The sequence below is a fragment of the Nostoc sp. DedQUE02 genome (assembly GCF_034531035.1).
Lineage (GTDB): Bacteria > Cyanobacteriota > Cyanobacteriia > Cyanobacteriales > Nostocaceae > Nostoc.
On record NZ_JAVRBY020000097.1, the window covers coordinates 1 to 18,203 of the forward strand.

The following is an 18,203-nucleotide window of genomic DNA, read 5'->3' on the forward strand; positions in this document are numbered from 1 at the left end:
CATTTTCTCCGTTCCTTTGAGGCACGCACTGTAGAAGCACTCGACCACGCAATGGCTCTTGCTGTCAATTACATTACCGAAGATAATGCCTTCGGTTGGTTCAATCATTGTGGTCTATTTACCTGAAAATTGCTGTAAGCTGATGCGCTTTTAAATTGCATAACTCAACTCCTTAGAAAGACGCGGGGACGCGGAGACGGGGAGACACGGAGATGCAATTTGAATAACGATCAGCTTATTAACCCTCTTTTGTCACTATTATGAGAGAATAAAGAGGGAAAAACGACAAAACCGTTGTTCTGAACATGATACAGTCTCGTTCTGCTGCACCAACAGTAAAATTTGTGGACGAAGATTGCCAGTGGTATAAAAGTCTGTTTTCAGATGTTAGAAATTTCGAGGCTTTTAAGTACCTTCATGTGGGTTGTGTTTCAGATATAAAACGTAAAACCCTACCAGCGATGCCTGCGGCGAGCTTCGCTAACGCTAAAATTGTTGGATTAGATAATCATCAAGGATTACACCATCTTTTAACTTCAGCACATTGGGAAGTAGACAAGTTAAGAACCCTTGGTGGAATGATGGCAAGGGCTGGAAGAATATTCTTAATAATCTCCGTTTAATCATTCAACCTTTTACTTTATTTAACCTCATATATCCCTGGTTAACAGTTTTTCCTATTCCTCATTTGTCTAGTGGTTTTTCTAAACTTCAATCTATTATTTATAATCTCACCTCTCCCATTTTTATATTCCTAACTGTGCGTTGAATCTCTGCATTAAGCCGAAACTGGGGTGTACAGGGAATGTCTCGTAACTGCTGCAACACTTCCTTAACCTCTTGGTTACTGGGCTGTATTGATTTTTCTTGTCGCTCAAAAGCACAATCATCATCACCAAAGTCTTCGTCACAAAAATTTGACCCAGCAGGCGCGGCGGAAGAACGATCCTCATGAGTATTTGTCTCGCTAGTCGAGTCAAGGGGTTCTATCTCTTTAACAAAGCGGGTAATTTCGGGTAACTCTAGTTCTGCGGTTTGACAAACTGGCTCTGGGTCACAATCCAAAATTTCGGTTTTCAATTCCTCGCTTTTTTCAAGCTCAACAGCAGAGTGTTGTTGTGGCTTTGAAGCTTCTGGATGGGATCTGTGGTATGGGTATTCCCGGCACAAAATGACCGAGACAGAAAATCTCTCAGTAGAGGCAATTTAGACTTAACTTAGTTAAATTAGTTAAAGCATCTGAGTGAACGCAGGAGAAAAATACATGATGCTCCAGCAACGAATACTCGATTTTTACTCACGTCGGGGCGTAATGACATCTACTGGTGAATTCGCATCCATGCTCAACACACTGCCAAACGATGTCGAGAGTCTTGTCCGCATCGTACAAGGACTTGGGGTTTATGATGTTGTCGCACCCGAATTCTACAATTTCACTATCCCCAAGGAACGCCAGAATGAAATTCATATTCGCTCCATAGAAAAGATGTTGGAGTGTCTGCTTACAGTTGACGCTCGACCTCTCACTGTTGCCCGACCAGTTGAAAAACGATTAATTTGCCGCTGCCGCAACTTCTCACTGCTTTTACTATCGATGTTACAAGCCTTGGGCTTTTCTGCTCGATTGCGTTGTGGATTTGCTACCTACTTTAATCCTGGCTACTTTGAGGATCACTGGGTCTGTGAATATTGGAATACCACCCAAAAACGCTGGGTTCTCATTGATGCTCAACTCGATGAGGTTTGGCGCGAGAAGCTGAAGCTCAACTTCGATATACTTGACGTACCACGAGATCGTTAGTTTTTGTCGGTGCTCGATTTCTACCACCACGGTCAAATGAGCCGATATTGACACGAGCCTTTGCATCCAAACTTAAACGTAAAATGCTTGGGTCATCCAAAGCTTCTTGATGAACTATAGCTAATTGCTCAAAGATTGCGTCGGTTTGGGGAATTTTTTTTGAGGTTGAATTTTGGCAACCCGTTTGAGGCGATATCCTAAATTATTTAACTTAACGCGAATTGTTTCTGAACTTGGTAATTCTTCATCTGCATAACCAAATTTCTCAATTAATTGATGTCTCACTTGGGCAGCAGAAAGACGCATATAGAGCCTTTGACTTTTAAAACTTGGGTCTATCTGACTTTGATCATCAACTAACTTTTTGATATCTGATAAAAGATTTGGTAGATATGATTCTGCTTTATAATGTCCTCGACCTAGATAGTTATCTATACAAGTGATGCCACTATTTAATTCTTTGATTGCTTTACTAATAGTTACCCGATTCCATCCCAACTCTCGCGCTTGCCAGAGAGTGTCCTCCGTATCCTAATGCCATAACTGTTTGTGCAATAAATTTACGTTTGGCTGCTCCTTTAAGAAGCTGTGCCGTTTCCTTCAACAAGTGTTTTAATGAATCCGTTAATTGTATAGACACCTTTTTCTACCGAAAAATCGAATCATCCTTGAATTTACTACAATTTGGGGAAGGGAGAGGCTGCCTGCGGCAGTCTCTCCCTTCCCACCTCGGAATGATTATTATTCTTATAACCTGTATATTTTATTTTCTGGAAGTTCCCTAATTGTTGCGCCCTTTCCTGAGAAACAACGAGGCACACCTGAATTTTTCTTTCAACCACCTTCTCAAACTCCCTTGACAACTGCCTCACCGCCTTAACTTGTGACTAATGATTAGAGACAATATCAGCCAACGGTAAACACCTAAAAGTGTTCCTTGCCCAAAGCGATGTAATCCAAATCGATGCTTTGGGGTTTTAAACCAACCCTCGATCTGCCACCGGCGTTTCTCCCACCAATTAATGGAGTCCCATAGCTTTCCAAAGAGGGATTAAGGGAGGTAAAAAACCTACAAAATGACAAAAAAACTTATAATCAACTACAATCATCATCTCTTGTAATAAATGACAACACAAATGGTCTTAAATAAAAAAGTATCCTTATCTGCAAATGTTCTGACTCAAGACTTAGCAGGAGAATCAGTTTTATTGAATCTGCAAACTGAAGAATATTTTAGTCAAAACGAAGTTGGTACAAAAATATTCTTTGTGCTAACTGAATCAGATTCTATCCAGACAGCTTACGACACCTTACTAAAAGAGTATGATGTCGAGCCAGAGAAGTTAAAACAAGACTTACTCAAGTTTATTGATAAATTGGTTAAGGCTGGATTAGTAGAAATTACTGATTTTTAATCTATAAATAAGTAATAAAAAATGCGTATATTGATGATTGGTGCTGGGGGCGTTGCCTTGACAAGACCCTTAGATTGGGTAGTCAAAGCAGGTTATGAAGTTTGGCTACTAGGAGATGTAGACCCCTATGAAACCGAACCTCCTAAAAACTACCGCTATTTCCCCACTGTTTGGCAAAAGTATCTAGAGGAGTTTACTAACACCTACCCATACGAAGATCGGATGGCGGAGGAAATGGTAGAGCCGTTACGTAAACTTGTAGATGAATTCCAACCTGATATTATCCATGTCCACGCCATTGGTTGGCACGCATACTGTTGTGCCTTAGCAAATGTTAAACCTCTTGTCGTCTCTGCTTGGGGCTTTTTAAATCATTTGCTAAAACCAGAAAGGGAACTAAGCAAGCATATAGATATAGTTAGCCAAGTGTTTAAGAACACTGGTGTGCTGATTGTAGAGACACCTAATTTAATAGAGAAATCTAAAGCACTGCTGAACCCCGAACAACGAGTAGAATTAATTCCTCTAGGGACAAACCCCCAACATTTTCGCTCTGGAGTCACAAAAGATTTACCAAAGTGGCGGCGGGAAGTATTGAAGATTACCGAAGCACCCACAATTCTGCTTTCGCCCCGTGGTTGGTCTAAACTGTACAATCACGAGCAGATATTTATAGCCTATGCACAGGCTTATCCCCAATTCACAAAACCGACGGTACTCGTCTTTTCAAAGCTAGGGCGTGGCGGTGGGGAGGAAGCAGTGGCTATTTACGAAAGCATCCGCAAAAAAGCAGAAGAATTTGGCTTATTAGAAAATCTGCGCTGGTTGCCAGCCCTACCTTATAATTTCATGCCTACAGGCTACAACTTAGCAGATGTAGTTATCAATTATCCTACCAACGATGCCTTTCCTTCGACACTCATTGAAGCAGTTGCCTGTGAACGCCCAGTGATTACCTGTGATTTGTTAGCTTATCGGGGTACTTTTATTGAAGAATTTTGTACTTTGGTAGAATCGGAAAACCCAACTGCTCTAGCAGAGGCAATGATTAAAGTTGTCAATCAACCTCCCCAAGAGCGAGAAGTACATCTTGCACAAGCACGGCAAGTTATTGTCGAGCAGTATGATGAGGCCATTTTACAAAAGCGGCTGTTTCAGATATATGAAGATTTAGCATCTACTACCAAGGTAGTCTCTGCGTGAACTACCTTCATTAACCAACTTTCTGCTTAATTTATGAAGAAAGTCTTGGCGTGAATAATTAAAGCTTTGTAGTGAGGACTAAAGTCCTCAAATGAGGGCTGAAGCCCTCACTACAAACTAATCTCAAAATTTTTTAGATTACTTAACCTAGTTTCATTTATTCCCGCCTACTTACTTAACCCAAAATCCTATTACCAATCTATCAATTTTAAAAATAAGAACCCTTTAGCAAGCTGCAAGGTTGTTTCACCTTCCACAGGGCATGAGTAGTCAAGTTAATCTTGTCATTTGCACCATAGCGAATTGACGCTACAGAGTACTAATAAATTTAACAATCTTCATGTAAATTTAATTTGGTGATGGTATTATTTTATAGTCTGATAATTCCAAACAAGTAAAACACAAAAAGAGTTTTTGAAATGGCTCAATCTGAAGAAAACGCGAAAAAAAATTATTCTGAACCTGAATTAAAAGCTCACGGTAAAATATCTGGTTTGACACAACAAGTGGGTGGTAGCGGTGGTTTTGGTACTACAACCGGATTCCCCATACCTACTACCACTGTTCTTGATTAGTTAAGTAGAAAAAAACACGAAAAGCTCAATTTCACTCATTGTCATATAAATGATGCCAGGGTAGACTTAGCAAGTAGGAAGGATTTATTCGGCAATTTTCTTGACCTAATAAATCTAGACTAAATACACCTTTCTAATTGCCCTCTTATGAGGCTATTGTTTACATAAGTAAGGATTCTTCAAATGTCACAATCTGAAAACGCGAAAAAAAACTATTCGGAACCAGAATTGAAAGCTCACGGTAAAATATCTGGTTTGACACAACAAGTCGGTGGTAGTGGTGGTTTTGGTACAACTACAAGACCTGGCCCCCCCATTACTGGTCTTCCTTAAGCAAAGCTCAACTTCACTCCCTGTCATATAAATGATGGCAGGGTAGAGTTAGCAAGTAGGAAGGGTTTATTAGGCAATTTTCTTGACCTAACCAATCTAGACTAAAAGGGATTTTTGACCTACCTTTTCCTTAACACTTTGTGAAAATAAAGTGTGTAAGTTTCTCCTTTCCAAAAGAACCCCGACTTTTTCAAAAAGTCGGAGTTCTGAAACTCCTGAGTTTGCAGATAAAAATAAATATAAATGCAAATGTCGATTAAAAACGGTGACTATTACTATCAATTTTATGGACTCAACCTATCTATTAATCGACTGCTGCCAGGGTTAGTTACTGTTAACAGTTCTGCACAGATAGATGTTGCAATTCACCTAATTGGCGAACAGCAGAGTCAACCGCCATTACTCGACCAAGCTTTTTGGAATGTGCCGCTTGAGTGGTATCAACAAACAGGCTTCCACCTGTGGACAGCGCACCGAGATGACGGCACTTACTGGAGGATACGCTCTTTTGATGGAGTTGATTGCGTAGAATTCATTTTGAATCCTGACGGCAGTCAAGTTTGGGGTTTTTGGTCTAGAGATGCACTATTCACTGATGCGGTATCTTTGCTGCTGGGTTGCGTACTCGGTCATCTGTTACGGCTGCGGGGAGTGACTTGTCTTCATGCCAGTGTGGTTGCGGTTGATGGTGGTGCGATCGCCATTTTAGGACAATCAGGCGCAGGTAAATCAACCACAGCAGCAGCGTTGGCTAGCCGTGGATTATCCGTATTGGCAGATGATATTGCCGCACTGATTCCTGATGAAAAAAGGTTTTGGGTACAGTCTGCTTATCCTCGCTTACGCCTGTGGCCTAATTCTGTAAATGCTATTCACGACTCAATAGAAGATTTACCACTAGTATCAACAAATCTAGATAAACGCTTTATAGATTTGCAAATAAAAGATAGAGAACAGTGGCACTTTCAACCCCAAGCTTTGCCATTAATTGCTGTGTACATATTAGGAGAACGTGACCCAAACCTCACAGCACCTATAATTAATTTTCTTTCTCTGCCTGAAGCAATGAAGCATCTAATGTTCAATTCCTACGGGCGTGCTTTCCTCACTTCTCAACAGTGTAGACAGGAGTTTCAAGAATTAGGTCAATTGGCAAAGACTGTTCCTGTGCGGGAGTTATTACTTCCTGATAATTTGGGAAGCTTGGGGCAAATTTATAATGTTATTTTAGAAAACTTACACCTGATTCATAGTTTGGTTTAGCAACACCAGTAATTTGGATATCTGCCTATATTTACTAAGCAAATTTTTAAATATGCAAGTTTTTGAGCCAACCGTCAGTGTTATTATTCCTACTTACCAGCGCGGCCATATTGTCAGTCAGGCAATTAACAGCGTTCTGGCACAAACCTACAAAGACTACGAAATTATCGTCATCAACGATGGTTCTCAGGATAACACTCCGCAAGTGCTGGCTGAATTTAGCGATCGCCATCACATTACCGCTATTCATCAAGCCAATCAAGGATTATCTGCGGCTCGCAATGCTGGAATTCGCTCTGCTAGAGGGAAGTATATCGCCTTTTTAGATGATGACGATCTCTGGGAACCTCAGAAGTTAGAAAAACAGATTTCCGTCTTGGAAGCCAATCCGCGCATTGGTTTGATCTATTCAGATTCACTCTTTTTTTCCGATCAACAGGGTTTGTTTCCAGGTTCGTACAATACAGCATATCCTACCCCGAATCTTCTGATATTATGGACTCTTTTTAGATACAACTACATTCCAGTCCTAACGGTTGTTGTGCGTCGAGATTGTTTAGATAAAGTGGGTTTGTTTGATGAAACTCTGAGATCTTGTGAAGATTACGATTTATGGCTGCGCCTGATTGAAAAATTTCCAATTTACTTTTTAAATCAACCCTTAGCGCGTTATCGGGAATCGCCAAATAATCTTTCTCAAGATCGAGAGCAGATGTTAACTAGCCACCTGCGCGTTAAGGAAAAAGTCATCGATCGCAATCCAGAATTCCTAAAAATCCCTGTTAATTTTCTCGATCCTTACTTTTATAATATCTACCTCGGACTTGCCAATTTACATATTCAAAATCATCAAATCGAGCAAGCGCGTAGAGTTTTGCATCGCTATCGAGAAATGCGGGGTGAAACCGCTAGGTATGATAAATTGCGATTATCTATATCTACTGAGCAAATTTAAGATCATGCATTTTATTGTCACTGGCGGAGCCGGATTTATTGGCTCTCATCTTACAGAACAATTGTTATCAGAAGGTCATCGTGTCACTGTAGTTGATAATCTGACCACTGGACGTTTAGAGAACTTACCCAAACATCCTCGTCTTAGGTTTATACAAAAAGATATTTTGATATGTGAACCAGAAAATTTTACACTTAAAGTTGATGGAATCGCACATTTAGCAGCTATTTCATCGGTGACAGAATCTTTATATCGTCCCCTAGAGGCTCATCACAATAATCTTTCGGCAACCCTAGCTGTGATTCAACTTTGCCAAGCTTTAACTATTCCTAAATTAGTGTTTGCTAGCTCCGCATCTGTATACGGTAATCTTACGCAATTACCGATTTCAGAAGAACAAAAAACCTCTCCTCTATCACCCTACGGTTTACAAAAATTGGTGAGCGAACAATACGCTAGTATGTTTGCTAAACAACTAGGTTTTTCATTTGTTGGCTTACGAATTTTTAACGTATTTGGTCATAGACAAGTTCCTGATTCCAGCTACTCTGGCGTAATTTCTCGTTTTGTTGATATTATGGAACGTGGCTTACCAATTACTATTTATGGCGATGGTAATCAAACCAGAGACTTTGTTTATGTTAAAGATGTAGTAAAGGCTTTTGCTCAAGCATTAAAAGCGAATATTACTCCTGGCTCATCCTTAATTTGCAACTTAGGAACTGGAAAATCTACTTCTTTAGTGCAGTTGATTGATATCCTCAAAAATCATTTCCCGCAATGGCAATCAGAAATTAATTTCGTTTCTCCTCGTTTGGGAGACATTCAGCATTCACAAGCTGATATTTCCAGAATATCTTCATGTTTAGACTTTCATCCTCAGTGGTCAGCAGAGTCGGCTATTAATTTTTTTATTGCATCATCTTTGAAAAACAATGATAATTATTCAAAACCACGGTTGACTCTATCTGCTTAAGAGAATGTTTGAAAAGTTCTTTTATCGGTATCGAAAAGTTCTAGATCCTCCTAAATCCCCCTTAAAAAGGGGGACTTTGATTCCGGGTTCCCCCCTTTTTAAGGGGAGCCAGCGCGGTCTTGGGGGTTTCCCCCATGAGCGACTGGCGTGAGCTAGGGGGGATCTACAAGTGCCTAAAATGACAGCAAATCACTTTTCAAACAACTTCTAATATTTAGATAATTAAAATTCCGTTGTAAATAACAAAATCATCAAACATTTCAGTAAAAATGAAGCACTTATCTAAATTTTTCAAATTAAATTATCAAAAAAAACAAATTTTAATTAACACTTTTATTGTATTGACATTAGTTAGATTAGGTTTATGGTTGCTGTCATTTAAAACCTTGCATCAACTTCTATTAAGGCTAAGTAATACCAAACCTAAATGCCAAGAAAAATACCACGTCTCTATTGACAAAATCATCTGGGCTGTTGAAGTGAGCAGTCATTATATGCCTGGTGTCAAGTGTCTGGCGCGTGCCTTGACTTGCCAGTTTTTCATGAGTCGCCACGGTTATACATCTAATCTCTGCATTGGTGTTGCCAAAGATATAGAAGGAGAGTTAAAGGCTCATGCGTGGTTAGAAAATCAGGGACAGGTTGTAATTGGCGATGTTGCAGACCTTTCTCATTTTAGCCAACTGGTATCTTTTACAAAAGAGCATCTTTAAAAATATGAAAGCAGGCAAAACTTTAAGATATAAAATCCAGCACAGCTTACGCATTCTGCCTGCGTTGCGCCTAGTTTGGAATAGTAGTCCTCGTTTGACTATTGCTTTGGTTGCACTTTTGGTTATTCAAGGTTTATTGCCTCTACTCTCTCTTTACCTCACCAAACTCATCGTAGATACAATAGCCGCCAGTGTTAATGTTGCCGACAAAGGAGCCGCCTTTAATCAAGTATTACTTTTGCTTGGCTCCTTTGTTGCTATCACCCTAGTAACTAACCTGTGTTCTTCCCTGACGGAACTGGTGTATGCCGCCCAATCTCAGCGACTCACCGATTATATGCAAAACGTCCTCCATGCTAAATCAATAGAAGTAGACCTGGAGTATTATGAAAACTCTGAATATTATGATGCCTTGCAGCGAGCGCAAAAAGAAGCTCCTTCTCGACCGGGGCAAATCCTACATCGTTTGGCATGGTTATGTTTGAGTAGTATCTCTTTGGTGGCGATGCTGGGGTTGCTACTGTCATTGCATTGGGCAATAGGAGTTATCTTATTTGTTGCCGCGATTCCAGCCCTGGTAGTGCGGGTGAGATACTCCGGCATCATGTATCATTGGCAGCGCCGAAAGACAGCCCAAGAACGCCAAGCAGGGTACTTGAGTCGGATACTGACTACAGAGCAACACGCTAAAGAAATTCGCTTGTTTGATTTGGGTTCTTTCTTTAGTGAGTGGTATCTGCGACTGCGATCGCAACTATACCAAGAAAACATAGCCATGATTAAAAGACAATCTGTGGCTAATCTTGGCGCTCAAGCAACGGCGACAACTTTAGTTTTTGCTGCCTATGGTTTCATTGTTTATCAAACTATGCAAGGCACTATCCGTTTTGGTGATTTAGTCCTCTATTACCAAGCATTGCAACGGGGACAAAATGACCTCAAAAGTCTCTTGGGTGGTCTGTCTGGTTTATATGAAGACAACTTATTTCTCGTAAACTTATATGAATTTCTAGATTTGAAACCAAAGGTTGTAGAACCGTTACATCCAAAACCTCTTCCCATACCAATGCAACATGGCATTGTGTTTAATCGCGTCAGCTTTCAATATGCAAATACGAAGCGTCAGGCACTTGAGGATATTAATCTAACTATTCGCCCAGGAAAAATTGTCGCGTTAGTAGGAGAAAACGGCTCCGGTAAGACTACTTTAATTAAGCTTTTGTGTCGCTTATACGATCCCACTTTTGGAAGTATTACCATTGATGGCATAGATTTACGCCAATTTCAAATTGCTACCCTCCGCAGTCAAATTAGCGTGATTTTTCAAGATTATACAAAATATCATCTAACTGCCAAAGAAAACATTTCGATAGCAAATATTAATCTGTTATTTGCCCACGACAAAATCATCGCTGCTGCCCGTGCTTCCGGTGCTGATGATGTCATCAGTAAGCTACCTCAAGGTTACGACACCATACTAGGTAAATTGTTTGAACAAGGAGAAGAATTGAGCATCGGTCAGTGGCAAAAAATTGCTTTAGCCAGGGCATTTTTGCGAGATTCACAGTTAATTGTATTGGACGAACCAACTAGTGCTTTAGACCCGAAAGCCGAAGAAGAAGTGTTTCATAATTTCCGCCAACTTATTAAAAATCAAGCTGCTATCCTCATTAGCCATCGCTTATCAACTGTCAAAATGGCTGACTGTATCTACATCATGGCAAACGGTTCAATCATGGAAAGCGGCACTCACGAGGAACTGATAAATCTGGGTGGTAGCTATGCAGACTTGTTTGAAACGCAAGCCCAACACTATAAATGAGTAATTTATGATTACCTTAAACCAGCCTATTATTCAATTACCAATAAAGGTTAAACGTCCAGAAATTGAGCTACTTCTGTGTTGTACCCGAACTCACATAGACTCCGAAACCGCAGAGCGAATTAAAACTTTACTCCAGCAAAACATAGACTGGACTTTGCTCGTAGAAATAGCAACATATCATGGAACAATACCACTCTTATACCAGAGCCTCAATACCACTGTCAAAGAAGCTATTCCCAAAACGGTCTTAACTCAGCTTCGGAATCGCTACCATACTAATGCTAGCCGCAACTTATTTTTGAGTCATGAATTGGTTAAAATACTTAAACTTTTTGAAGCTAATAAAATTCCGGCAATTCCTTTCAAAGGACTTGTTTTAGCTGCTTCTGTTTATGGCAACTTAGCGATGAGACAATTTAGTGATTTAGATATTTTGGTGAGACAACAGGATATAGTCAAAGCTCAAGAATTATTGATTGCTCAGAAATATCAACTAGAAGCTGAACACTATGGTTGGCAACAAACTTTTGTCCATAGCCAGAAACCAGAAATAGTAGTGGATCTTCACTGTGAACTAACTCCCTTATCTTACTTCCCTTTTAAACTTTCTGACTTTGAAACTTTGTGGCAACGAAGGAGGTCTTTAACACTCAAAGGCGAATCTATCATCGACTTGTCTTCTAACGATTTGTCGATCATCCTGGCTATACAAGTTGCCAGAGGAGTTAATGAAGGTAGAGAATCTTTGGCTCAGATTTGCGATTTAGCTGAATTATTGCGGATTCAAAAACCATTAGATTGGGAACAATTATTGCAGGAAGTAAACAGTCTAGAACTTGAAAGACCATTCTTTATTAGTCTATTGATAGTTAACACTCTCCTGAATACCCCTTTACCAGATCAAATAAAGCAGATTATTCAACAAAAGATCCAAATCGATCCAACAATGTTAATTTATGCTGTGCGGATGCAGAAACAGCTTTTCACGGAAGTTAAAACTCCACTGTTTATTAAACTTTTTTTTCACCACTTGATGATCAAAGGGCCACTTAGTAGAATGCCAGTTCGTGTTTATCTAGTGTGGCAATTTTTGAGTTTTACAGCCAAGTTGGTAATCATTAATGTTAATCAAAAAGACCAAGAAGTTTTCCCATTGCCATCTGGTCTTTCTTTCCTATACTACTTAATTCGACCAATCCGATTGGTAAGCAGATACATAACTAATAGTACATATAGGTAAACTACTAGGGCGAACACATCTAAATTCAGTAGACCGAAAAGTTTGGCGATCGCTAAAAAATAGTAGTGTATGATACAGTTTTTCAGAGGACGTAAAAAAGATGATTATCTGGGACAAAAAATAAGTTTAGATTATAAATAAGCCCCAAAAACCAACCAAAATCAGCCGGACGGTAAACAAACTTCGCAGGCTACCCCATAGTTGCGGTCTACTGCTTGGCGTAAAAACTCAAGCATCTGTTTCTGTGTAATTGGTGACTATATGTATTGATCTTACGTGATCGCTTTTTTGCCATTGAGCCTATACGCCCCTGCTGCTCCCGACGAACAAGCCTTCGCTCAAGCCGAACTCGACAGCTATATCGCTGACCAAGCCCAAGTTGTAGCTCCCGAACCCCTCGGAATAGTCGAAATCTCGTTTGACCATCACGAATATTATGCTGGTAATCAACTGATAGCCAGCATCAGCCATGACGACAACCACTTGACGCAACGTTGGGTAGTCATGATCAACGACAAAGAAGTATTTCGTGTCAACACTCTAATGCGTTGTGATCGCTTCATCTGCACTCACTACAAAAATGGCACACTGCCAGTAAAAGCTCTTGTGCAAGGGATGGGGGTAATAATCCCAGAACTAATCTCTTTACGTCGTGGCCAAGTCATCGGTATTGTCACAATAGTTGATTGCCAGTTTTCACAAGTTGCATCTGGTTGGGGGATGAACCAGACTTGAGTAAAGCGATCGCCAAAACTCATCACCGCAACTTCAGCGAGTACGGCTGTAGAATAATCTAACTAACAGTGCAAGAAGTAGCACGGTTAGGATTTCTAGGTTTTCCGCGCCACCCCGACTATCTCCACGCCTCCCCGGTGTGCGCCAACTTTAGTCAAGCTCACACTGCCAAAGCGGGCAAGGGCATTGAAACGGCTGACGATTTGACAACTGCGATCGCTGTAGCATCCGCTATCCGACAGTTGCAACCACGGGTATTTACTCTCGAAAATGTTCCGCGCTATCAGAACAGCAAGAGTTTCAGTATCATTCTGCAAACTTTGGAAGAGGAAGGATATTCGGTCAGTTACAGCGTCGTCAATATGGCAGGCGAGAAATTGCCCCACGTGCGTCGGCGGGTAGTTCTGATTGCAAGTCGAGGTTTTGCTGTTTCACTACCATCCACATCTAAACCTATCGGTTGGTACGAGGCGTTCATGAAGTGTGCCGAAGGTATCGCCCATCTCATTCCTACGATGGCTGATTCACACCTGCTACCCAAACAGCAACAAGCTTTAGAGAAATTTTTAGCTGGAAATGCGCCAACACCATTGCTAATACAAAGAGTTGGGAGACGTTCACAGTCTAAGTATAAACCTGGGCATCTACCTTGCAATACCATACTGCGATCGCCTCCGGCGGGCGGGTAAGTCATCGCATTTCACGGATCACAAGGGCTGCAACCGGAGCAAATTCGCTGATATCTAGTCACCAAACAACGGCAAGCTTTGGAGAAATTTTTAGCCGGAAATGCGCCAACACCACTGCTAATAGAGAGAGTTATGCTTACCCCTACTTGTAGAAATCGCGAAAATCTACCCAATGAGGAATTTTCCCGTGGTGTAAATTGCGTTAAGTTGCTCAAAATGAACTGATTTGTCGCTGTAATTAGATGGATACCAACTATGGGCCCCAACCGCCCTTCCACGAAACTAATGAAAACACCCCAGAAATGGGCGGTGGGTTGCCTGTAATTGAGTATTGGGCAAAGCATACACTGTCACCAGAGGGGCCACATCTTTGGAAAACCCTGTTTCACAAAAGTGCTTGTCTATCCTGCTCCTGGGGGACTGGCGGACAAAAAGGTGGATTCACCAATGAAGCGGGTGAGAAACTGCAACGCTGTATGAAAAGTGTAGAAGCAATTTCAGCAGAAATCCAACCTCCGGTTCCAGTCCACTTCTTTGATTCCCACACAATTACTGACCTACAACAGCTATCCTCTCTAGAAGCGGATCGGTTGGGAAGACTCAGCTTCCCGGTGATTCGACGGGCAGGTAGTGAGCATTATCAGCGCATTTCTTGGGATGAAATTTATGCGCTCGCTAGGGCTGCCTTTGTTCAACCACCAGAGCGAGTTGCATCCTACAGTTCCGGGCGCGGCTCCAACGAAGCGGCATTTTTACTACAACTGCTGCTGCGAACCCTGGGTTCCAATAATTTGGCAGATTGTTCAGATCTATGCCATGCTCCTTCCACAACCGCACTCAAGGAGATGTTTGGCACCAACACCTCAATTGTCAGCCTGGAAAGCTTGAAGCAGGCAGATTGTGTAGTGTTAGCAGGCGCAAATTCCGCTTACAACCATCCACGTTTGATGAATGAGTTGATCAAACTGCGAGACAAAGGTGGCAAAGTGATTGTGATCAATCCCGTGATGGAAACTGGATTGGTAAAATTTGGCTCTCCGGCATTCCCAGTTAAATCTCTAATCCCTGGTTCTGACATTGCTTCATTATATCTTCAGCCGATTCCAGGTAGTGATGTGGCGCTGTTTGTGGGTATCCAGAAAGCGTTAATTGAACAGGGGTTTGTGCAGTACGACTTTTTGCAAGCACATACCCAAGGCTGGGAAGCTGTCTTAGCACAGGCGCGATCACTCTCCTGGGAAATTATCACGACTACCTGCGGCGTATCCAAAGTAGAAATTGCCACAGCAGCAACCATTATCGGGACATCAAAAGGTGTGGTCTTTGGTTGGGCAATGGGAATTACGCAACATACAAATGGTGTCGATAACGTCTATAGCATCGCGAATACAGCGTTAATCAGCGGTCAGATTGCCAAAATAGGAGCCGGAGTCATGCCTGTGCGGGGACATTCCAACGTGCAGGGCTTTGGCTCAATGGGTGTCACCGTAAAGCTCAAAGAAGAAATTAAGCAAGCGTTGGAGCAGTTGTTAGGGCGATCGCTCTCTCTACCCAAGGGTTATCACACTCGTGACCTCATCGAAGCGGCCCAAGCGGGCAAAGTGGATAGTCTCATGTGTGTAGGTGGCAATCTCTATGGTGCTAATCCTGACTCAGCACAGGCAAAACGGGCATTGGGTAACATCGACACCATCATCTATCTTGCTACTAAACCCAATATTGGACACTTTCACGGATTGGCAAAAACGAACACAATCCTTATTCCCGTCCTCAACCGATTTGAAAACCCTCACAAAACCACCGTTGAATCGGGTAACAACTTTGTGCGCCTCAATGATGAAGGCAAAACTCACCTGAAGAATGCAGATTTAATTTCCGAAGTCGAGTTTTTAACTGAACTGGCACATCGCTTGCTGGGTGAATATCCCGTCGAATGGCGCAAACTGCAAGATACTCGCTACGTGCGGCAACTGATTGCCACAACCATTCCCGGCTATGAAAAAATTGCGACGATTGACGACACCAGTGAAGAGTTTATCATCTCCGGGCGCATAGTCACTGAACCCCACTTCAAAACGCCGTCAGGCAAGGCAAAAATGTTGACTACCCCACTGCCGAATCTGGCTTTACCTCAACCTCAAGACTTTGGTATTGATGAAAGAGCAAATAGTCTCGTGCTGGCGTTAATGACTGGACGCAGCTATTCCCAACACAACACGGTGGTTTACAAAATCGATGATCAATACCGAGGAATGCCCCATCGCCACTGCATTTTGATGAATCGCATGGATGCAGAAAAGATTGGGTTAGCCGAACACGATCGCGTCACAGTACAGGGCGATGCCGACAAACTAGAGAACGTGGAAGTGATTTATGGTGCTGTGCGAGAAGGCGCAGGGTTAATGTTTTATCCCGAAGTGAATGTCATTTTTAAAGCCAGAACAGAAAAACTTTCCGGTACGCCTGCTTACAAACGAGTGCCGGTGGTAGTGTACGGAAAGCCGCTATCGCCATATTGATCAGCTATTTCAACCTGGAGATCCGGCATTAAGTTGCTAATCCGCTCATACTCTTGTTGTACTACAAGTATCGGCAACCGATTTAATCGGCTCTCTAACACTAAGGGAACTCCAATTTGCAATTGGAGTTTATCCCTACAAAGTACTTGTCATCATTTATTTTCTTGAGTTTGGACTAATTTGCATTTAGCAGCAATGAATAGAAGGCAAGAGAAAGTTACCCAACTTCTTTTAGAGGTTGAGTTAATTGAAATCGTTAAAAAAGAAGCAGAAACTAAGCAGCAGTTAGGTCAACGTTCTTAAGTGATTCTTCGGTTTTAGGTTTTTTAGATGCGTGTTTTTTGACAGTGGGATAACGAGGGCGTAGAGGTGGCTGATAGCCTTGAGCGCGACCTGGTGATTTACCACGAGTTTTAGGAGGTTGAGCCGGAGTGCCAATAGTGGCTAAAATTAATGGAAATGCTTGTGCCACACGCCCTGGAGACAGGGTAGCTTGATTTGATTGCCAAGGCAATGGAGAGTCGATGCAGGCACCTCTAACCAACCATAGTTGCCAAGTTAACAGAGGCATCAGGTCACTCCATCGCTCTGCTGCCTGAGTAGAACTAAGTTGAGGTTGTGTCCAATACAACCTCTGCTTCGCAAATCGATACCAATGCTCAAGGGCAAAACGGCGTAAGTATTTGTGCCAGAGATCCTCTAATGCAGGCATTGTCTGACCCAACCAAGCGAGCCATAAGGGTTGGAACTTACGATTACGTCCTATTGGTTGCCCGGTTTGGGGATTGAAGGAAATGAAACCCACTCCAACGCATTACTTTCACTCGACCAACTTTAGGGTCTTCAACTGTCAAAGTCTCATCTGCCTCTGGCCATGTTTGGAGGTCATTGAGTTTAAACTTGTGACCATGTTTACACGGTGCGCCTCGTCCTTTGTAAGTACCGGGTTTACCCCATACACATCGGTTAGAAGCTAAACGTAACAACAGGTCTGCGTCTATCTTCTGTGTGGCTTGGACAAATTTGGCATTGCCGTAGCCTCGGTCATAAACAGCAAGTGGTCTAGTGCCTAAATCACGGGTTACTTGTTGAAGTTGGAATGCGGCTTTACTCGTTGGCGTTTCAAAGCTGGTTATGCGTTCATTATATTGTCATGAAATAAACTGTGATTGCTCTTATCAGTGCCATCAGAGTGTTGTTTACAAATGTAGGTGATTCCACTTTATAACTCAGCACCTTTGTTCTTCTTTGGTGCCCCTTGTCGAAAATATTATCTTCTTTCTTAACTAACCTGCGGAATATGGGTTACAAGATAGGAATAACCATTAGACCCGTTATCAAGCGAGTAGCAGAAGTAAAAATTGATTTACTTGCTCATTATTCGAGTGCTGCTATTAAAGTATTAGGAACTTGGGAGCATAGAGGTAATGTTGAACTGTATTTCAAACACCGCTATCAGGGCTTTAATTATCCCATCGGAAGTTTAACTGAGTACTATAAGTTTAATACCGAGGATGTCAAAATCGTCCTAAGTGACTTGCAAAAAATGAAACCTAAAGTACTTTCTCAAGATGAAATAGATATTCTTGAGGAAAATACTAACTTGATTCAAGTTGCTGTGTAGCATTTTGGTATGAACTACTGCGATCGCTATTTTTCCTCGCTTGAAACTGGAACCAGGGAGCGTAGTTTACCGCCTCCGGCATCGCCTCCCTCCTATCATCCCTGCACCCCCAATCATCAACACTAAAAAGCGCCCCCCTTTTGAGGAGAGCGCTTTTTGTTTTATTTGACGCGATTACTGATTAACCGTTGATAGCAGGAGCGCTTATTGCTACAGGAGCAGAATCGCCAGCAGCCAAATCTAGAGGGAAGTTATGAGCGTTACGCTCGTGCATTACTTCCATACCCAGGTTAGCGCGGTTAATTACATCAGCCCAAGTGCTGATTACACGACCTTC

The 18,203-nt window shown here is 41.9% G+C and carries 18 protein-coding genes and 5 pseudogenes; 17 read left to right on the forward strand and 6 right to left on the reverse strand.

Features of this window, described 5'->3' with window-relative positions:
- Positions 1-305: 305 nt before the first annotated feature.
- A pseudogene (locus tag RMX98_RS34105) lies at positions 306-572 on the forward strand (IS701 family transposase); the annotation flags it as partial.
- Positions 509-769, forward strand: a pseudogene (locus tag RMX98_RS34110) (IS701 family transposase); the annotation flags it as partial. The pseudogenes RMX98_RS34105 and RMX98_RS34110, both read left to right, overlap by 64 nt.
- Here the strand turns inward: RMX98_RS34110 and RMX98_RS34115 are convergent.
- A complete protein-coding gene (locus tag RMX98_RS34115) occupies positions 724-1,080 on the reverse strand; it encodes a hypothetical protein (protein WP_322680742.1) in 357 nt (118 codons plus the stop codon). The pseudogene RMX98_RS34110 and the gene RMX98_RS34115 sit on opposite strands and share 46 nt — an antisense overlap.
- A gap of 259 nt (positions 1,081-1,339) precedes the next feature.
- Between RMX98_RS34115 and RMX98_RS34120 the strand changes: the two genes are divergently transcribed.
- On the forward strand, positions 1,340-1,801 hold the full coding sequence (locus tag RMX98_RS34120; protein ID WP_322680741.1) for a hypothetical protein: 462 nt from the start codon (positions 1,340-1,342) through the stop codon (positions 1,799-1,801).
- Here the strand turns inward: RMX98_RS34120 and RMX98_RS34125 are convergent.
- Both RMX98_RS34125 and RMX98_RS34130 read right to left on the reverse strand, forming a co-directional pair.
- Positions 1,794-2,435: pseudogene (locus tag RMX98_RS34125) on the reverse strand (ISAzo13-like element transposase-related protein); the annotation flags it as partial. The gene RMX98_RS34120 and the pseudogene RMX98_RS34125 sit on opposite strands and share 8 nt — an antisense overlap.
- Before the next feature lie 258 nt (positions 2,436-2,693).
- A pseudogene (locus tag RMX98_RS34130) lies at positions 2,694-2,828 on the reverse strand (IS701 family transposase); the annotation flags it as partial.
- A gap of 97 nt (positions 2,829-2,925) precedes the next feature.
- Here RMX98_RS34130 and RMX98_RS34135 point away from each other — a divergent pair.
- The 13 genes from RMX98_RS34135 to RMX98_RS34195 all read left to right on the forward strand — a co-directional run bounded on the left by RMX98_RS34135 (position 2,926) and on the right by RMX98_RS34195 (position 16,242).
- Positions 2,926-3,216, forward strand: a complete 291-nt coding sequence (locus RMX98_RS34135) for a PqqD family protein (protein WP_409882086.1) — start codon at positions 2,926-2,928, stop codon at positions 3,214-3,216.
- 21 nt (positions 3,217-3,237) lie between these two features.
- Positions 3,238-4,419: a glycosyltransferase family 4 protein gene (locus RMX98_RS34140; protein WP_322680739.1), complete on the forward strand. Its 1,182-nt coding sequence runs from the start codon at positions 3,238-3,240 to the stop codon at positions 4,417-4,419.
- Positions 4,420-4,838: 419 nt separating this feature from the next.
- Positions 4,839-4,994 (forward strand): hypothetical protein, encoded by a 156-nt coding sequence (locus RMX98_RS34145; protein WP_322680738.1) that lies wholly within the window; start codon positions 4,839-4,841, stop codon positions 4,992-4,994.
- Between the two features lie 183 nt (positions 4,995-5,177).
- A complete protein-coding gene (locus tag RMX98_RS34150; RefSeq protein ID WP_200819175.1) occupies positions 5,178-5,327 on the forward strand; it encodes a hypothetical protein in 150 nt (49 codons plus the stop codon).
- Positions 5,328-5,576: 249 nt separating this feature from the next.
- A complete protein-coding gene (locus RMX98_RS34155) occupies positions 5,577-6,590 on the forward strand; it encodes a serine/threonine protein kinase (RefSeq protein WP_322680737.1) in 1,014 nt (337 codons plus the stop codon).
- A gap of 52 nt (positions 6,591-6,642) precedes the next feature.
- On the forward strand, positions 6,643-7,545 hold the full coding sequence (locus RMX98_RS34160; RefSeq protein WP_322680736.1) for a glycosyltransferase: 903 nt from the start codon (positions 6,643-6,645) through the stop codon (positions 7,543-7,545).
- Positions 7,546-7,549: 4 nt separating this feature from the next.
- Positions 7,550-8,521, forward strand: a complete 972-nt coding sequence (locus RMX98_RS34165) for an NAD-dependent epimerase/dehydratase family protein (protein ID WP_322680735.1) — start codon at positions 7,550-7,552, stop codon at positions 8,519-8,521.
- 269 nt (positions 8,522-8,790) lie between these two features.
- Positions 8,791-9,234, forward strand: coding sequence for a lasso peptide biosynthesis B2 protein (locus RMX98_RS34170; RefSeq protein ID WP_322680734.1), 444 nt, complete (start codon positions 8,791-8,793; stop codon positions 9,232-9,234).
- Between the two features lie 4 nt (positions 9,235-9,238).
- Entirely contained in the window at positions 9,239-11,056 is a 1,818-nt protein-coding gene (locus RMX98_RS34175; protein ID WP_322680733.1) for an ABC transporter ATP-binding protein, read from the forward strand.
- Between the two features lie 7 nt (positions 11,057-11,063).
- On the forward strand, positions 11,064-12,299 hold the full coding sequence (locus tag RMX98_RS34180) for a nucleotidyltransferase family protein (RefSeq protein ID WP_322680732.1): 1,236 nt from the start codon (positions 11,064-11,066) through the stop codon (positions 12,297-12,299).
- Positions 12,300-12,587: 288 nt separating this feature from the next.
- Positions 12,588-13,034: a hypothetical protein gene (locus tag RMX98_RS34185; protein WP_322680731.1), complete on the forward strand. Its 447-nt coding sequence runs from the start codon at positions 12,588-12,590 to the stop codon at positions 13,032-13,034.
- Positions 13,035-13,102: 68 nt separating this feature from the next.
- A complete protein-coding gene (locus RMX98_RS34190) occupies positions 13,103-13,723 on the forward strand; it encodes a DNA cytosine methyltransferase (RefSeq protein WP_322680730.1) in 621 nt (206 codons plus the stop codon).
- A 242-nt stretch (positions 13,724-13,965) separates the two neighbouring features.
- Positions 13,966-16,242, forward strand: a complete 2,277-nt coding sequence (locus RMX98_RS34195; RefSeq protein WP_322680729.1) for an FdhF/YdeP family oxidoreductase — start codon at positions 13,966-13,968, stop codon at positions 16,240-16,242.
- A 274-nt stretch (positions 16,243-16,516) separates the two neighbouring features.
- Here RMX98_RS34195 and RMX98_RS34200 read toward each other — a convergent pair whose 3' ends face one another.
- Positions 16,517-17,047 carry a hypothetical protein gene (locus RMX98_RS34200; RefSeq protein WP_322680728.1) on the reverse strand — a complete coding sequence of 177 codons (531 nt, stop codon included), beginning with the start codon at positions 17,045-17,047 and terminating at the stop codon, positions 16,517-16,519.
- Positions 16,998-17,378: a transposase gene (locus RMX98_RS34205; protein WP_322680743.1), complete on the reverse strand. Its 381-nt coding sequence runs from the start codon at positions 17,376-17,378 to the stop codon at positions 16,998-17,000. Before RMX98_RS34205 ends, RMX98_RS34200 begins: the two co-directional genes overlap by 50 nt.
- 164 nt (positions 17,379-17,542) lie before the next feature.
- On the opposite strand from RMX98_RS34205, the gene RMX98_RS34210 reads away from it, so the two are divergent.
- Positions 17,543-17,866 carry a GIY-YIG nuclease family protein gene (locus RMX98_RS34210; protein ID WP_322680727.1) on the forward strand — a complete coding sequence of 108 codons (324 nt, stop codon included), beginning with the start codon at positions 17,543-17,545 and terminating at the stop codon, positions 17,864-17,866.
- A gap of 181 nt (positions 17,867-18,047) precedes the next feature.
- On the opposite strand, the pseudogene RMX98_RS34215 reads toward RMX98_RS34210, so the two are convergent.
- A pseudogene (locus RMX98_RS34215) lies at positions 18,048-18,203 on the reverse strand (photosystem II q(b) protein); the annotation flags it as partial.

Coding starts and splice junctions, on each gene's coding strand:
- RMX98_RS34170 (WP_322680734.1), top strand. CDS start 8,791: ATGAAGCACTTATCTAAATTTTTCAAATTAAATTATCAAAAAAAACAA.
- RMX98_RS34135 (WP_409882086.1), top strand. CDS start 2,926: ATGACAACACAAATGGTCTTAAATAAAAAAGTATCCTTATCTGCAAAT.
- RMX98_RS34165 (WP_322680735.1), top strand. CDS start 7,550: ATGCATTTTATTGTCACTGGCGGAGCCGGATTTATTGGCTCTCATCTT.
- RMX98_RS34180 (WP_322680732.1), top strand. CDS start 11,064: ATGATTACCTTAAACCAGCCTATTATTCAATTACCAATAAAGGTTAAA.
- RMX98_RS34175 (WP_322680733.1), top strand. CDS start 9,239: ATGAAAGCAGGCAAAACTTTAAGATATAAAATCCAGCACAGCTTACGC.
- RMX98_RS34160 (WP_322680736.1), top strand. CDS start 6,643: ATGCAAGTTTTTGAGCCAACCGTCAGTGTTATTATTCCTACTTACCAG.
- RMX98_RS34155 (WP_322680737.1), top strand. CDS start 5,577: ATGTCGATTAAAAACGGTGACTATTACTATCAATTTTATGGACTCAAC.
- RMX98_RS34120 (WP_322680741.1), top strand. CDS start 1,340: ATGCTCAACACACTGCCAAACGATGTCGAGAGTCTTGTCCGCATCGTA.
- RMX98_RS34145 (WP_322680738.1), top strand. CDS start 4,839: ATGGCTCAATCTGAAGAAAACGCGAAAAAAAATTATTCTGAACCTGAA.
- RMX98_RS34150 (WP_200819175.1), top strand. CDS start 5,178: ATGTCACAATCTGAAAACGCGAAAAAAAACTATTCGGAACCAGAATTG.
- RMX98_RS34210 (WP_322680727.1), top strand. CDS start 17,543: ATGGGTTACAAGATAGGAATAACCATTAGACCCGTTATCAAGCGAGTA.
- RMX98_RS34195 (WP_322680729.1), top strand. CDS start 13,966: ATGGATACCAACTATGGGCCCCAACCGCCCTTCCACGAAACTAATGAA.
- RMX98_RS34140 (WP_322680739.1), top strand. CDS start 3,238: ATGCGTATATTGATGATTGGTGCTGGGGGCGTTGCCTTGACAAGACCC.